This is a genomic window from Clostridium sp. 19966 (assembly GCF_032335695.1).
Taxonomy (GTDB): Bacteria; Bacillota; Clostridia; order Clostridiales; family Clostridiaceae; genus JACTOJ01.
This window is the reverse complement of the sequence record NZ_JACTOJ010000008.1, coordinates 1-16,207: the sequence shown is the minus strand read 5'-3', so window position 1 is coordinate 16,207 and position 16,207 is coordinate 1. Positions and strand designations below refer to the sequence as shown.

General features: G+C 31.3%; 19 protein-coding genes and 1 pseudogene. 17 read left to right on the top strand and 3 right to left on the bottom strand.

Going from position 1 to position 16,207, the window contains the following annotated elements; genetic code table 11:
* Positions 1-216 precede the first annotated feature (216 nt).
* Both IAI10_RS09920 and IAI10_RS09915 read left to right on the top strand, forming a co-directional pair.
* The gene (locus tag IAI10_RS09920) at positions 217-870 is read left to right on the top strand and encodes a flavodoxin family protein (RefSeq protein WP_315673278.1); all 654 of its coding nucleotides are present in this window, start codon (positions 217-219) and stop codon (positions 868-870) included.
* Between the two features lie 62 nt (positions 871-932).
* Positions 933-1,577 (top strand): flavodoxin family protein, encoded by a 645-nt coding sequence (locus IAI10_RS09915; RefSeq protein WP_315673154.1) that lies wholly within the window; start codon positions 933-935, stop codon positions 1,575-1,577.
* Between the two features lie 722 nt (positions 1,578-2,299).
* On the opposite strand, the gene IAI10_RS09910 is transcribed toward IAI10_RS09915, so the two are convergent.
* Positions 2,300-2,533, bottom strand: a complete 234-nt coding sequence (locus tag IAI10_RS09910) for a hypothetical protein (RefSeq protein WP_315673283.1) — start codon at positions 2,531-2,533, stop codon at positions 2,300-2,302.
* On the opposite strand from IAI10_RS09910, the gene IAI10_RS09905 reads away from it, so the two are divergent.
* Both IAI10_RS09905 and IAI10_RS09900 read left to right on the top strand, forming a co-directional pair.
* On the top strand, positions 2,469-3,044 hold the full coding sequence (locus IAI10_RS09905) for an MFS transporter (RefSeq protein WP_315673153.1): 576 nt from the start codon (positions 2,469-2,471) through the stop codon (positions 3,042-3,044). The two genes, IAI10_RS09910 and IAI10_RS09905, sit on opposite strands and share 65 nt — an antisense overlap.
* A complete protein-coding gene (locus tag IAI10_RS09900) occupies positions 2,992-3,429 on the top strand; it encodes a hypothetical protein (RefSeq protein WP_315673282.1) in 438 nt (145 codons plus the stop codon). The genes IAI10_RS09905 and IAI10_RS09900 overlap by 53 nt, the downstream gene beginning before the upstream one ends.
* A 290-nt stretch (positions 3,430-3,719) precedes the next feature.
* Here the strand turns inward: IAI10_RS09900 and IAI10_RS09895 are convergent, their stop codons facing one another.
* Complete coding sequence (locus IAI10_RS09895) at positions 3,720-3,998, bottom strand: LysR family transcriptional regulator (protein WP_315673152.1); 279 nt, start codon at positions 3,996-3,998, stop codon at positions 3,720-3,722.
* Positions 3,999-4,335: 337 nt separating this feature from the next.
* Positions 4,336-5,193, bottom strand: coding sequence for a LysR family transcriptional regulator (locus IAI10_RS09890; protein ID WP_315673151.1), 858 nt, complete (start codon positions 5,191-5,193; stop codon positions 4,336-4,338).
* 231 nt (positions 5,194-5,424) lie between these two features.
* Here IAI10_RS09890 and IAI10_RS09885 point away from each other — a divergent pair, with 231 nt between their 5' ends.
* The 13 genes and pseudogenes from IAI10_RS09885 (at position 5,425) to IAI10_RS09820 (ending at position 15,848) form a co-directional block, all read left to right on the top strand.
* Positions 5,425-5,964, top strand: coding sequence for a flavodoxin family protein (locus IAI10_RS09885; RefSeq protein WP_315673150.1), 540 nt, complete (start codon positions 5,425-5,427; stop codon positions 5,962-5,964).
* Positions 5,965-5,999: 35 nt separating this feature from the next.
* Positions 6,000-6,650 (top strand): SDR family NAD(P)-dependent oxidoreductase, encoded by a 651-nt coding sequence (locus IAI10_RS09880; RefSeq protein WP_315673149.1) that lies wholly within the window; start codon positions 6,000-6,002, stop codon positions 6,648-6,650.
* A gap of 161 nt (positions 6,651-6,811) precedes the next feature.
* Entirely contained in the window at positions 6,812-7,108 is a 297-nt protein-coding gene (locus IAI10_RS09875; RefSeq protein ID WP_315673148.1) for a Dabb family protein, read from the top strand.
* Positions 7,109-7,200: 92 nt separating this feature from the next.
* Positions 7,201-8,409: an MFS transporter gene (locus IAI10_RS09870; protein ID WP_315673147.1), complete on the top strand. Its 1,209-nt coding sequence runs from the start codon at positions 7,201-7,203 to the stop codon at positions 8,407-8,409.
* A gap of 33 nt (positions 8,410-8,442) precedes the next feature.
* The gene (locus IAI10_RS09865) at positions 8,443-9,096 is read left to right on the top strand and encodes a flavodoxin family protein (protein WP_315673146.1); all 654 of its coding nucleotides are present in this window, start codon (positions 8,443-8,445) and stop codon (positions 9,094-9,096) included.
* Between the two features lie 71 nt (positions 9,097-9,167).
* Positions 9,168-9,350 carry a 4-oxalocrotonate tautomerase DmpI gene (dmpI, locus tag IAI10_RS09860; RefSeq protein ID WP_315673145.1) on the top strand — a complete coding sequence of 61 codons (183 nt, stop codon included), beginning with the start codon at positions 9,168-9,170 and terminating at the stop codon, positions 9,348-9,350.
* Between the two features lie 53 nt (positions 9,351-9,403).
* Positions 9,404-9,892, top strand: a pseudogene (locus tag IAI10_RS09850) (nitroreductase family protein); the annotation flags it as partial.
* A 96-nt stretch (positions 9,893-9,988) separates the two neighbouring features.
* Positions 9,989-10,615 (top strand): flavodoxin family protein, encoded by a 627-nt coding sequence (locus IAI10_RS09845; RefSeq protein WP_315673144.1) that lies wholly within the window; start codon positions 9,989-9,991, stop codon positions 10,613-10,615.
* 106 nt (positions 10,616-10,721) lie between these two features.
* A complete protein-coding gene (locus IAI10_RS09840) occupies positions 10,722-11,396 on the top strand; it encodes a hypothetical protein (protein WP_315673143.1) in 675 nt (224 codons plus the stop codon).
* Between the two features lie 37 nt (positions 11,397-11,433).
* On the top strand, positions 11,434-12,585 hold the full coding sequence (locus IAI10_RS09835; RefSeq protein WP_315673142.1) for an aldo/keto reductase: 1,152 nt from the start codon (positions 11,434-11,436) through the stop codon (positions 12,583-12,585).
* Between the two features lie 274 nt (positions 12,586-12,859).
* A complete protein-coding gene (locus tag IAI10_RS09830; protein ID WP_315673141.1) occupies positions 12,860-13,531 on the top strand; it encodes a hydrolase in 672 nt (223 codons plus the stop codon).
* A 267-nt stretch (positions 13,532-13,798) separates the two neighbouring features.
* Complete coding sequence (locus IAI10_RS09825) at positions 13,799-14,851, top strand: FIST N-terminal domain-containing protein (protein ID WP_315673140.1); 1,053 nt, start codon at positions 13,799-13,801, stop codon at positions 14,849-14,851.
* Positions 14,852-14,870: 19 nt separating this feature from the next.
* Positions 14,871-15,848 carry a methyl-accepting chemotaxis protein gene (locus tag IAI10_RS09820; protein ID WP_315673139.1) on the top strand — a complete coding sequence of 326 codons (978 nt, stop codon included), beginning with the start codon at positions 14,871-14,873 and terminating at the stop codon, positions 15,846-15,848.
* Positions 15,849-16,207 lie beyond the last annotated feature (359 nt).

Genomic DNA, 16,207 nt, shown 5'->3' with positions numbered 1-16,207 from the left:
TTTATGTATTTGAGTTATGAATAATTTTATCATATAATTCTAGTTGAATCAAGAAAAGGAAGTTTAAATTATTAATTTAAATTAATTTATAATTGGAGCGGAGCATGTATTTTGGGATTAATCGTGATTCTAATTGCTCTTGCTATAAATTTATTTTTATTTAGTAGAAGATAAAAAGATTAATATTTTATAGAATATACGAGAGGAGTTTTTATGATGAAAGTTTATGCAATTAATGGAAGTCCAAGAAAAAATAAAAATACAGCAACATTACTTCAAAGAGCCTTAGATGGAGTTGTAGAAGCCAATAAAGGTAAAGAAGTAAAAACAGAGATAATCAATTTATATGATTTTAAATATACTGGATGTAAAAGCTGTTTCGCCTGTAAAAGAATTGGTGCTCCAAGTTATGGGAAATGTGCTGTAAAAGATGATCTTTATGAAATTTTAGAAAAACTATCACAAGCGGATGGCATTATATTCGGGTCGCCAATATATTTTAGCAGTATTACAGGGCAACTTCATTCACTTATTGAAAGATTGATATTCCCTTATTTGGTGTATGATAAGAATTATTCAATAATTACACCAAAGAAGATGCCAACAGCATTTATTTATACAATGAATGTGCAAGAAGAATTTATGAATGGATCTAACTATATGTCGGCATTTAATGATTGGGAAGCGTTTATTGCCCGTACATTTACAAAGCCATCAGTTCTGTATTCGAATAATACCTACCAATTTGATGATTATTCAAAATATAAATCTGATGCGTTTTCTGAAGAGGAAAAGGCAGCACATAGGAAAGTACAATTTCCTATAGATTGTCAGAAGGCATTTGAACTAGGGGTAAGTTTGATAAAATAAATACATTTAGTATCAAATGTAATGTATTGACACAACGGATAGGATTGGAAGGAGAATTTTTTATGAAGGTAATTGCTGTGAATGGAAGTCCGAGAAAACAATGGAATACTGCTACGCTTTTAAAGAAAGCATTAGATGGTGCAGCTTCTGTAGGAGCTGATACAGAGCTGATTAACCTTTACGAGTTAAATTATAAGGGGTGTAGCAGTTGTTTTGCTTGTAAAAGAAAGGGTGGTGTATTAGGCCATTGTGCCATGAAGGATGATCTTACAAATGTACTGGAAAAAATCATAAATTGTGATGTGCTTTTATTAGGAACACCGATTTATTTTGGAAATATTACTGGAGAAATGCTATGCTTTTTAGAACGTCTTTTCTTTTCTAGTATGACTTATAATACTGAAAATCGTTCTACTTTTCCAGGAAAGCTCTCAGCATCTGGATTCGTTTATACTATGAATTTTTCTATAGCTATGATGGATAAATTTGGATATGAAAGATTATTTAATAGTTATAAAACTCTGTTGGAGCGCTTAGGAGCACCTTCAGAAGTTTTTACAAGTAATGACACATATCAGTTCGATGATTATTCTAAATATGAGGCTTCTCTTTGGAACGAACAACATAAAGCAAAGGTCAAGGCAGAACAGTTTCCTATTGATTGTAGTAAAGCGTTTGAGCTTGGTGCACGCCTTGCTAAGAAATAAATATTATGTTTTGCAGATAATGCAAAACTATACAGAGATAGTTAATGACTGTAAATGGAAATGAAAGTTCGCATTTATAAGAGCTTATTCACCATGCTATTGATGAAGGGGTTAATTATATAGATACTACATATCCTTATCATGGTACTCGAATGATAAAAGGCGGAGAAAGTGAAATGGATATAGAGAAAAAATTGACTGAAGTTTATTATGAATATATATATATATATACTATTAAAAAGCCAACTGTTAATTTGAGCCAATAATATCTGAGAATATTTTTATATAAAGGTTATTTATTCTGTACAAACATCAATTTCAGTGGACTATTTGCATTAATATGTTAGCTTTAAAAATTAAAAAAACGCCGTCTTATAATATGGATTAATAGTCCATATAAGTTTGATTACATAAGCATTTTATGAAGGTCATACCATAGATCAGAAATAACATATATTTAAGTTTATCTTTTTTGAATCTTAGTGTTCACTATCTAACTTATGTTAGACAAAGCTTGGAAAATATATAAAAACAACATGAAGGCACTGTAAAGTTGACTTTTTTTAATGCGAAAGATAATCAAGCAATAATACAAAATGAAAATATTAATAATTTAGTTAATGGGAATTTTACTTTTTTTTATAAATTTAATAGAAAAATAGTTTAAATATTTTACAAATGTGAAAGAAATTGATTTAAAAAATGAAAAACACTATGAAAATTTACATATTGGCGCTTATTTGCTTTGTAACAAGCATATCAGAGTTCGTTATAGTAGGTGTGGTAGACAAAATTGCTAAATCTGTCAATATATCAATATCGGCGGCAGGATAACTGATTACAGTATTTGCCATTGCTGGCGCCATTGGTACTCCAATTACCATAACTGCCATGGCTAGTATGGATCGACGTAAGGTATTAATGATTTCTTTTTCTTTCGTTATGCTTGAGAGCATTATGATGCTTATTTCTCCTAACTATGCTTTATTACTTGTCGCCCGCATTATACTTGCTATCGGGGTTGGAGTTTTTTTTGTTACTAGTTTTACTGTAGTGGCAAAACTAGCGGAACCTGAACGTCAAGCAAGGGCAATTTATACACTTGTGACAGGAGCCAATGCTGCTCTTATCTTGGGACTACCAATGGGGCGTGTTTTAAATGGAGTGTTTGGTTGGAAAGCTATATTTTGGTTTACTGGGATTTTTAGTCTGATGTCAATTTTACTGGTAAAATTAACAATTCCATCTACAGAGGGTGAGGAAGTAGTACCTATACGAAAACAAATAGCTCTTTTGAAGAGTCCTAAAATTTTACTCACTATGGGTATTTCGTTCTTTTGGATTGCAGGATATTCTGTACTATATTCGTATATTACTCCTTTCATTAAAGCTAATTTCATCAATGAGCGAACAGATGATAAGTACGACTCTTCTTGCTTTTGGAATTGCTACTTTAATAGGAAATAAGCTGGGAGGATACTTGGGAGATAGTATAATTGGTGGTATGTTGCTTCAAGCAATTGCGCTTATATTATCAATTACCACTGGATCTACGTGGATTATAGTGATATTGCTTATTTTATTGGCTATAGCAACTTGGACAGTTGGTTCAGTTCAGCAGCTTAACATTATTTCATTGGCACCAGAAGCATCAGCAATAATGCTCAGTCTTAATAATTCAATTACGCAGTTAGCTTTTGCGGGAGGATCTGCAATTGGAGGAATTGTTGTAGAAGGTTCATCTATATTAACTCTTAGCTGGACTGGAGCTTTATTTGCAGTGATTACTGTAATTATTGCATCCATTTCATTTAGGTTTAGAAGTTCATATAATAATTTAGAGGTTGAATAATCACTGTAGTTTGATTAAAAATTTACGTATAAACTATTGCATTTAGTTAAACTAGATGTTAATACACTCAATATTTAGAACTTATACGCATATTTAGTAGTTGTAAAAATATTAAGAAATGGAAAGGAGAAATTCCGATACCAAAATCAACAATATTATCTTCTACCATTTTTTGACTTTATCTGAACTTCCTTCTAACAATTCAACACTGACAAAAGGATACTTTTGTTTGAAAATTGAAATTGCTTTAGAAAGAATTAAGGTAGAAGCAATTTCAATTGATCCTATTCTTACTTTTGATCCAAGAAAAGTATTATCCCGAAAGGCTGTCTAATAGATTTTGTTTTCATAACCATTTGTTGTGCTAACAATAGAATTTTTTCTTCGACATCCGTAATGAGAAGTACATTTCTTTTATCTCTTTGGAACAGCTTTACAGTTAGTTCATCCTCTAAATTTTTTATTGCTTTGCTGACAGCAGGTTGAGAAATATACAAATTATTCGCCGCCTCGGTAATGCTTTTTTCATCTGCTACACTTATAAAAATTTTTAAATTATTAATATTCATAACTATTAAGTTATCACATCAGTATCATTTGTGGATTTGAGTTATGTAATATCTTAGCATACAATTTTAATTGAATCAAGGAAGAAGTTTAGATTGTTCATTTTATATTAGCTAAAAATAATAATTAAATAGAACTGTTGATTTTGGAATTACAAAAGTGTCTGTTCAAGAAGGATATTGGAACAGAGGTTCATTGTTAGTACAATAAACTATATTCTATAAGATGAGATAGATACAGGAAAGAGACTGTGTTATAATATTACATCACAGAATGCTTGATTATCCCCCTTGAGATAGGCAAATTTATGCATATCTCAAGGGGGATATGAATTTCTATTTAGATAACACTGTATATTATTCTTATAAATTCTGAAGCTACTGGAGTCAAATCATCGAAGGAATGTGCAATTAATCCTATTTCCATTTTAATTGGTGGATAGATATCACAAATAGCTAAATCATGGGGTATAGAAGACAAGACAAATTTAGAAATCACGCCTTTACCAACCCCATTCTTCACCATGTTAACTACGGTTTCTCCGTTTTGCACAATTAAGCTTTCATTGAAGCTGATTTTGTGGTCTTTACGTAATTGGTTTATCGCAGCTTCTTGTCCCGATTTACAAAAGATTAAGTTATTTTGCTCTTCGTTTAAGTCAATACTCACTGCATCTTTCTTTTCAACAATAATCCCTACCATTTTATCTTCAACCAATACCTGATAGTCCAAGTCGTTAAAAGGAGAAATCCCGATACCGAAATCAACAACATGTTCGTCTACCATTTTTTGAACTTCATTTGAACTTCCTTCTAATAATTCAATAATTACAAAAGGATATTTTTGTTTAAAAGTAGCAATTGCTTTAGAAAGAATTACGGCAGAAGCAATTGGAATTGATCCTATTTTGACCTTTGATCCAAGAAAATTATTATCTCGAAAAGCAGTCTGATAGATTTTGTTTTCAATGTTCATCATTTGTCGTGCTAACAATAGAATTTTTTCTCCGACATCTGTAATGATAAGTCCATTCCTTTTGTCTCTCTTGAATAGTTTTACGCTTAATTCATCCTCTAAATTCTTAATTGCTTTGCTAACAGCAGGCTGAGAAATATAAAGATTATTTGCTGTCTCGGTAATACTTTTCTCATCTGCTACACTTATAAAAATTTTTAAGTTATTAATATTAATGTTCATAACTATAAAGTTATCACCTCATCACTATTTGTGTATTTGAGTTATGTTTCATCTTATCATATAATTCTAATTGAATCAAGAAAGTTTAGAGTATTCATTTAAATTAGTTAAAAATAATAATTAAATTAATTTAAATAAATCTTCATTTGAAAATTTGAATTAACAAATAATTAAGAATGAAATAGTGTATTTATAAGCAAAAAGCTATTAGTTATGGAAAGGATGATATTAATGAATAAAAAAATTTTAGTGCTATCTGCTAGTCCAAGAAAGGAAGGAAATTCCGACATGCTATGTGATCAGTTTGTGCTTGGTGCAAAAGAAGCCGGTAACCAGGCAGAAAAAATTTTTTTAAATGATAAGGAAATTAATTATTGCATGGCTTGTGATTCCTGTAGAGGGGATGAAGGCAAATGTATTCAACAGGATGACATGACTGAAATTCTGGATAAAATGATTGCAGCGGATGTGATTGTAATGGCAACGCCTGTGTATTTTTATACTATGGATGCACATATGAAAACACTTATAGATAGAACTTATGCTAGACATACCCAAGTTAGTAATAAAGAGTTTTACTTTATTGTAACTGCTATGGATGGAAGAAAGCAGGCAATGGGAAGGACAATAGAAGGATTCAGAGGATTTACTGATTGTTTGAGTGGAGTAAAAGAGAAAGGCATTATTTATGGAGTAGGTGCTTGGAATATGGGAGATATTAAAGGACATCCAGCCATGAAAGAGGCTTATGAAATGGGAAGGAACGTATAGAGAGGAATGTAAATAAGTTTTTGGAGGAAATATTTATGAGTAAAAAAAATATAGTTATCGTTGGAGCAGGCCCTGGTATAGGAAATCATGTTGCTAAAAAATTCGGTAGGAATGATTTCAATGTAGTGTTAGTTTCTCGTAACCAAGATAGACTAAAGCAATATGTGCAAGAGTTAAGTACAGAAGGTGTTGAGTCCTATGCACAAGTCGCAGATGCTTCAAGCACTGAATCACTTACAAAAGCTTTTGAGCAAATCGCAGGGAAATATGGAACAATTGATGTATTAGTTTATAATGCTGCGAGCTTACAGGCAGGGCAACCAACTTCTTTAAGTTCAGAGATACTTATGGAACATTACCAAGTTGATGTTGCGAATGCTCTTCATTCGGTTCAGCAAGTTCTTCCAAGTCAGTTGGCTCAAAAAGAAGGAACTATTCTACTTACAGGGGGAGGGTTTGGATTACATCCAGTACCTGAATTTGCTGCAGTTTCTGCAGGAAAAGCTGCTTTACGCGCTTTAGCTTTCACGTTAGCAGAAGAACTTGAAGAACAGGGTATTTTTGTTGGAACAGTTACAATTATGGGAAATGTTGCTCCAAATACTCATTTTGACCCACAACTGATTGCTGAGAAGTATTGGGAAATGTATATAAATCGAAAAGAGCATGAAATTGTATATAAATAAACCTTATAACGCTGGCGATATTGATTAATGAAATTCGTTCGTTAGTTAATGTGAATTTTTAATTAGCTATTGAAATAAGAAATAAGATGAAAAAAAGGAAACGATGTATTAATGATAATGGATTAATATTTGTTTTATAAAAATTGATTGGAGGAGAAAAAATGGTAAAACATATTTTTGTAGGTTCTATAAAAAAAGGGGTAGCAGAAGAAAAAGTAGATGAAAAGATAAATGCTCTACGCTTATTGGAAGAAAATGTTCCAGAAATAATTCAACTTACTGTAGGAAAAAATCTTGGCTGGTATGGTACTGAAAATGCAATAACTTTAGTTGCAGATTTTAAAAATAAAGAGGATTGGAATGCGTTTATAAATAATCCATATCATGTGCAGCTTAATGCAGTAGCATCTGAGGTTTTTGATTTATCAGCATCGACTGCTGCTCAAATCGAGTTTTAACAGAAAAATAATAAGCTTAGTTTGTTAGAGAACCAATTATACAAAAAAATTGAAAGTTTATATTTTTCAAATATAAAGATACAAGGAGGATTTTGCATATAGAGATGGATTATGTACAAATAGAAAAACAAAAGAAAACAACAACTTTAACTAAAGGATTTATTATACTGTTAGCTCTTGTTGCAGGAATAGCATCAGCAAATATTTATTATAATCAGCCCTTGCTGGGAGAAATTGCTAAATCATTTAGTATAACATCTCGGGAAGCAGGATTTATATCCACATTTACACAGCTAGGATTTGCAGCAGGAGTATTTATGGTCGTTCCTTTAGGAGATATAAAGGAAAAAAGAAAAATAATATTAACACTAAATGTATTAGTAACAATATCACTATTAAGTGTTGCTTCGGCTCAAAATTTAATTTGGATGTATATTTCTTGTTTTGCAGTAGGATTAACTTCATGTATTCCGCCGATAATAACAACTCTTGCAGCACAGCTGGCTGAACCAGAAAAAAGAGGAAAAGTATTAGGAATTGTGGTAAGTGCAATGCTAATAGGTATTTTATCAGCAAGAACTGTATCAGGTTACATAGGATATTTGGCAGGATGGAGATTGATGTTTGTTTTTGGTGCAATTTTAATGGCAATAGTAGGTATAGCTTTATATGTTAAATTACCTGTAACTAACTCATATGAAAAATTAACTTATAAGGAACTCATAAAATCCGTTTTAAGTATTTCAAATAAATATAGTGCATTAAAGAGATCAGCTATTACGCAAGCAATGTTATTTGGAGCTTTTAGTGCTTTTTGGACAACACTAACTTTTTTGTTAGAAGGTTCTATGTACAATATGAATAGTAATCAAGTTGGACTCTTTGGTTTGTTTGGAGTAGTTGGAGCTTTGGGAGCACATTTTATTGGCAGATTAAACGATAAAAAAGATTCTAGAAGTATAGTTAGAGTATGTATTGTTATTTGCATAATTGCATATGTGATTTTGGATCTTTTCAGTTTGAAGATTTTGGGATTAATAATAGGAGTAATAATTTTAGATTTTGGAGTCCAAGGATCACAGGTTTCAAATCAAACTATAATTCATAGTTTGAGTAATGAGGAAAGAAGCAGAATAAATACTGTTTACATTGTAAGTACTTTTGTTGGAGGTGCTATAGGATCTTCATTAGGCTCTGTGGCGTGGAGCGTATATAATTGGAGCGGAGTATGTATTCTAGGATTAGCTATGATACTAATTGCTTTTGTTATAAATTTATTTGGTAGGAGACAGAAAAATTAAGGATTAATAATATATACGAGAGGAGTTTTAATTATGAAAGTTTATGCAATTAATGGAAGTTCAAGAAAGAATAAAAATACAGCTACATTACTTGAAAAGGCTTTAGAGGGAGCTAGAGAGGCAAATAAAGATAAAGAAATGGAAACAGAAATAATTAATTTATATGATTTGAAATATACTGGATGTAAAAGTTGCTTTGCTTGTAAAAGAATTGGCAGTAAGAGCTATGGAAAATGTGCAGTAAAAGATGATCTTTATGAAGTTTTTGGAAAATTATCTCAAGCTGATGGCATCATATTTGGATCACCAATATATTTTAGTAGTATTACCGGTCAACTTCATTCATTTATTGAAAGATTAGTATTCCCTTACTTGGTGTATGATGGAAACTATTCAACAATTGCACCAAAGAGAATGCCAACAGCATTTATTTATACAATGAATGTAACAGAAGGATATATGTATGGCTCTAGATATATGGATGATTTTAATAAATTTGAAGGTAATATTGAACGCATGTTTACAAAACCAGTAGTTATGTATTCAAATGATACTTATCAATTTGATGATTATTCAAAATATAAATCTGACGCATTTTCTGAAGAAGAAAAAGCAGAACATAGAAAAAGACAATTTCCTGTAGATTGTCAAAAAGCATTTGAACTAGGTTTAAATTTAATAAAATAGCAGATTAACATAAATTATCTATATAAGTAATTGAAATCACTAATAAAAATTAGATTAGAGGAGGAAAAGATATGCCAGTAATTACTTTAGAAGCAGGAAAATTAAATAAAGAACAGAAAAGCCAGATAGTAAAAGAATTTACAGCAACAGCATCAAAGGTTATGAATGTACCGGAACAGGCATTTATTGTGCAAATAAAAGAAAATGAGCAGGACAACATAGGAGTTGGTGGAAAGCTTTTATCTGATAGATAAGTATGAATATTTAGTAGGGAAATTATGATTTTAGATCTTGCAAAAAACGCCGTTCTATCCGAAGACTTACTGGTGAAAGAGTTGACAAGGCCACAGTAGATGAAATAATGAAAATTGCTTTGTTAGCACCGTCATCTTGGGGGAGACATTCAGTTGAGTTTGTTATAGTTGAAGATAAAATTACTATTGAAAAATTAGCTCGATGCAAGAGAATGGGTGCTGGGCCACTCAAAGATGCAAGTGTAGCTATTGTGGTGATTGTTGATCGAAGTGATTGTGAACTATGGATTGAAGATGGAGCTGTCGCTGCTACCTATTTGCTGCTAGCAGCTGAAGAACTTGGAGTGGGCGCTTGTTGGATTCACATGAGAGGCAGAGATGGACAAGTTGGAACTGCTGAAGAAGATATTCAGGAACTACTTGGAATTCCATCAAATTATGGAGTACTTAATGTAGTTGCATTAGGTCATAAAGGAGAGTTCAAACTTGAAATTTTAGAAAAAAATCTACCTTTTCAGAATATTCACAATGGTAAATTTTAGCTTCTAGATTTATTTATTTTAAAATTATAAAAATGATTTAAATAATTAAAAAAGAAAGTTTTATGAAATGATCATAAAACTAAGGGAGAAAATGTAATGAAAGTATTATTAATTAATGGAAGTCCAAACGAAAAAGGATGTACTTATACTGCACTTAATGAGGTAGAAAAAACATTAAATAAGCATAATGTTGAAACAGAAATTTTATATCTTGGAAAAAAGCCGATTGCAGGTTGTACAGCTTGTATGGCATGTCTTAAAACAGGAAAATGCGTAAAAAATGATTTAGCTACTGAGGTTCAAGGTAGAATGGATACAATTGATGCTATTATTATTGGTTCACCAGTATATTATGGTGCAGCATCTGGTCAATTAATATCATTCCTTAACCGCTTATTTTTCCCTATTCAGGATACACCAGCAACAGAAGGAAAACTTGGTGCTGCAGTGGTATCATGTCGTAGAGGAGGAGCGTCTTCTACTTTTGATCAATTAAATAAGTATTTCACTATATGTAATATGCCAGTTGTTTCATCTCAATACTGGAATCAGGTTCATGGGTTTACACCTGAAGATGTAATGAAAGATGAGGAAGGATTACAGACATTACGTACTCTTGGTGAAAATATGGCATGGTTACTTGCTTCAATTGAATCTGGACGTAAGAACGGTGTACCAGCTCCAAAATATGAAGAAATTGTAAGAACACACTTTATTAGATAAGACACAATCAAAAAAATAACAAGTCCATCTGTCAGTATATTTGACTTGTTATTTTCTTTTATATGCCTAATTACAAAGGTATTATTCTTAGGAAGAAGGATTAATTATGAAGCCGCCCTTAATTACTAGTGCTATTGAATTAGAACAATTGATTAATGAAGTAGGATTTCTTCCGCTCTTTAAATCAGAAATTAATGGATTTTCTGTTGAGGATTGTACACCTTCGGATCTTTGGTTTGTAGATGGTGTAGAAGGTCCTTGGGAGTGGAGAGAGATAATTACTGAAAAAGGAGAAATAGCTTATGGAAAACTCTTTAATAAAAAAACAGGTTTTGTAAGCAGACGATGGTATCCTGATTTAGCGAACTATAGACGTAATGGTTATGATTTTGACGCGCGTTATGAAGATGGACTTTCTTCTTATGAATGTAAAATAATTGTGGATTTGCTTCAAACAAAGGATTCCTTTCTTTCTAAGGAAATAAAAAATTTACTTGGCTTTAAAAAAGATTGGTATTCAGGTTTTGAAACAGCTATGACAACTTTGCAAATGCAGACTTATGTTACAGTAAAATGTTTTGAATATAAAGTTGATAAATTTGGGCGGCCATATGGATGGAGTGCAGCCAGATACTCTCTTAGTGAAAAAGTTTTTGGAGAAGATTTTGTTACATCAAGATATAACATAGTACCTAAGGAATCAAAAGAATTATTAGAAGAGCATATCTATAAGCTGTTTCCTAATTCTACCAAGGAACAAATTGCGAAAATTATAAGGTAAACAAACTTTATATAATGAAATTGTAGAAAGGAGTAAAATGGAAATGAAAAAACTGGGTTTTGGATGTATGAGATTGCCGATTTTAGATAAACAGGATCAAACCTCATTTGATACAGAAACATTAAATAAAATGGTAGATGCATTTTTAGAAAGAGGTTTCACATATTTTGATACGGCATATACATATCACGCTTCAAAGAGTGAAGATGCTGTAAGGGAAGCTTTAGTAAAAAGACATAATAGAGATGAATTTACTCTTGCAACAAAACTTCCGCCAAGAGTTTTAAAAGAATACGGCGATCAAGAAAGAATTTTTGATGATCAATTAAAAAAATGTGGAGTAGACTTTTTTGATTATTACTTAGTTCACAGTATTAGTAGAGGTTCATATGAAAAGGCATGCAAGTTTGATACTTTTAAATTTCTTCAAAGTAAGAAGGATGAAGGAATAATAAAGAAACTTGGTATGTCTTTTCATGATTCTCCAGAGCTATTAGATGAAATTTTAAACGATCATCCTGAATTAGATTTTGTTCAGCTGCAGATTAATTACATTGATTGGGATAATCCAAGTATTCAATCAAGAAGATGTTATGAAGTGGCAAGAAAATACAATAAGCCTATTGTTGTAATGGAACCTTGTAAGGGTGGTAATCTTGCAATTGTACCGGAAGCTGCAGAAAAGTTGATGAAAACATATAATCAAGATGTATCTGTTCCGTCTTGGGCAATAAGATATGTTGCTAGCCAAGAAGGAGTAATGATGGTACTTAGTGGTATGAGTAATATGGATCAAGTAATTGATAATACATCTTATATGGAGAACTTTAGACCTCTTAATAATGAAGAATATGAGATTATAAAACAAGTAATTGATATTATAAATGAAAATACAGTAATTCCTTGTACAACTTGTAGGTACTGTGTAGATGGATGTCCTAAGAAAATTGCAATTCCTGACTATTTTTCGTTATATAATAGCGCAAAAAGGGCTACTACAGAAAATGCTTCTAGTTTGTATACTTATTATCTAAATTTTGCAGCTACATATGGTAAAGCTGGGGATTGCATTGGATGTAAAGCATGTGAAAATGTATGTCCACAACATATACAAATAACAGAACACTTGAAAGGTGTTTCTAAGCTGTTTGATAATGGTCCGGGACTACCAGGAGTACCACCAAAATAAGTGTGAAAAGTAAGCCAATATGAGTTGTATTTATTTTTTATTTGAGAAGAATATAGCAATGGCAACAAGAAAGGGAATTATTTAAAATTTTACTAGTAGTCATAATTACAAATGGTTTTTAAATTTTATGGACAAAATGCTATTGCGGAATAAATGCAAATAGCATTTTTGTTTTAATGCAATTACTACTTATTATTGAGAAACGTACAAAAAAACGTTAAGAGAAAACCATCTTAAAACAATATGAGTTGAATTTTATGGAGTTGAGAAAATTATGGAAAATGAAAAAGGTAAGTATATTCCACGAATAAAGGGTACATTGAGAAATCATGTGGTTGAGGTACCTTCAGTTATAAGAAATTGTAGTGGAATTGAGATTTTTGGGAAAAGAATAAAGTCATTATTATTTAGTACTGATGTTGCATTGATAAGAAATAATAATGCAGATGCGATTATAGCAGTATATCCTTTTACACCGCAGCCGTTAATAACACAAGCTATTGTTATGGCAGCGGATGTTCCAGTATTTTGTGGTGTAGGTGGAAGAATAACTCAAGGAAAAAGAGTTGTAAATTTAGCTATGGATGCAGAATTTAAAGGTGCGATGGGAGTAGTTGTAAATGCGCCTACAAGCAATGAAGTTGTCAGCAGAGTTAGAGCAACTATAGATATACCGATTATAGTAACCGTTGTTTCGGAGAATGAAGATATAGCTGAGAGGGTCAAATCTGGAGCAACAATATTAAACGTTTCTGGAGGAAGGGATACAGCAAGAATAGTTAGAAGTATACGAGGTGAATTTTCAGAGCTCCCCATAATAGCTACTGGGGGAACTACGGATGAATCTATAAATGAAACAATTCAAGCAGGAGCAAATGCGATTACTTTTACACCACCTACATCAGCGAGTATTATGTGTGAACTTATGGAAAAATATAGAAATTAGAATATTGTATATATAGGATGATTAATTTGGAAGAAATATGAAAATAGTACTTGACTTGGAGTTAGCTTCAAGTGATAGACTAAAATTCAAAGAAATAAAACATGGCAATTGCAGATATAGGTAGACAATTTTGAATGTCCACATATGCATTGCAATATTTGTGAAGAAATTGGATTAATACCACTTGTAGAGCAAAATGAAAATGGAAGCAAGGAATATAGAAAAATTAGAGGAATATTTTAATGGAATTTTGAAAGGAGAGTATTTATGAAACAACAAATAGGAACAAGTACTGAGGGTAAATTATCTGAAGCAGTAAAGGGATTTAGTAATCCTTCATTAATTATATTATTATCAAACAAAAATAAGTTCAAAGAATATGTAGACGAATTAAAACAATTGTATCCTGGAATTCCAAGTATAGGATGTGCTTGTACAAGTTACAGCAAATTTGCAACGGTTGAAAATGGTGTGACGGCAATTGCGTTTTCTGAATGTACGGGTGTTGCGACTAATGTTATATTAGAACTTTCTAGCGTGCCTGTTAAGTATATTAATAGAGTAGAAGATGATATAAAGAAAATAAAAGCAGAATCAGAAAATACTGTTTGCATTGATTTCGCTACAGGAAATGATAGTCGCTTAATGACAACTTTAGGAAGTGCGTTAGAACCTAAGAACATTTCTTTAATAGGTACTGGTGCTGAGAATAATATGGTTTCATGCAATGGTGTTATCTATGAAGATGCTTGTGCATATGCGTTTATCAAGAATAATGGAAAGATAAAAGCTTATATAGAAAATATATATAAACCAACGGATTTAAAAATGGTGGTAACTAAAGCAGATTCTAAAAATCACATTATATATGAATTAAATGGGAAAAAGGCGGAATCTGTTTATTGTGAATATCTTAATATCTCCCCAAGAGAGATAAATACACAAACGTTTAAAAATCCATTAGGGAGATGGGTAGGAGATCAGTTTTACATAATGGGTATTAGTCAAATGCACGATAAAGCATTAAAATGCTATAAACGCATAAATAATACAGATATTGTTTCAATTTTAGAAATAGATGATTATAAAAAGGTTGTTAATAATACTATAGCAAGAGTTAAGAAAGACCTTCGTAATGTTTCTGGAATTTTTACTATGAACTGTATAAATCGATATTTATTTTTTAAAGAAGAAAATTATTGGGCAGATTATTTAAAAACAATGAATTTTGCTGATAATCATGTTGGATTAATAGCAATGGGAGAACATTTTAATTCACAACATGTAAACCAAACAATGGTATGTGTTGCATTTGAATAAATTTGGAGGTGGAATCAAGATGAAATTGTTTAATATTAATATGAAGAATCAAGATGAAATTGAAAATATAGATATAAATAATGAATTAAAGGAAGTAAAAGATATTTCTCCTATTTTATATGCCATTGAGTATCTTAGTAGATGTTTTGAAAACTTAACTGTAGAAGAATTAAATACTTCGGATCAGATTCGTAAAATTCAATTGTCATTTGGAAAAGTTTTAAATGACAATTCGAAACTAAATGAAGAGATTGATAATAATTTTCACAATATTCTTTCTAAGATAGTTACTACTTCAGGAGGATCTAATGAAGTGAAAAATGATATTATCAAATCCATTAGTAGAGCAGAATCACAAGAAAATGTTGTAATGGAGAATACTAACAGAGTAAGTGCTAGTTTTAATGAGATGGACAATGTTTTTCAAATGTTGCAGAGTTCGGTTGATGAAATTAAAAAATGTACAAATGGAATTGTAGGTATTGCAAATCAAGCAAATATGCTAGCACTTAATGCATCCATTGAAGCGGCAAGAGCTGGAGAAAATGGCAAAGGTTTTTCTGTAGTTGCAGAAGAGGTAAGAAAATTATCGGGTGAAATAAAAAATCTAGTTACCTTCGTTAAAAAAAGTGTTGAGGATGTAGAGAGTGGTATGGAAGAATTAAGTCAGTCGTTTAAAAATTCACAAAACTTTTTAGAAGTCGGTACACAAAGTGTATGTGACACAAATGAAATTTTTAGAGAAATAAAAAGTACTGCTGCAAAACTTGATAATGTACATGCTGAAATTGTAAATGCTATTGAGGAGTCTTCTAATGGAATGAAGAAAATCAATGATTATATATTAGCATCGCAAAAGTCATATAATGATATGACAGAGAATATTGATATGATTAATAAATTCGACACTAAAAAGAGTTTTATTTTTGAAAATTTGGATAACATGACTGAACAACTAGAACCATTAATAAAAGAGTTGGTCAATGCAGCCCCATAATGGACTGGTTGCAGGTAATCGTCAAAAATGTCCCACATTTCAATGCGAATTGATTCATGAGATAGTACTTTTAAATCAGTAGACCACTATTTCATGGGAAAACAAATACTGATCAGCTGAGTTTATTTAAGGAGTCTAATATTTATGATACTTGATATAAAAGAACTGAAATAAAATATTTTAAATTAAAGGAGATATTTGAGATGTATTTAGAAGTGGTGTTAGTATAATATTGTAGACACAGAAAGCCGAACACTTTAAAATAAAGAAAAGAGAAGGAAGTGTTATGATGGCTAGAGGTCAAAAACAATATACAGAAGAATTTAAAAATACAATTGTAGAGCTTTATAACTCCGGAA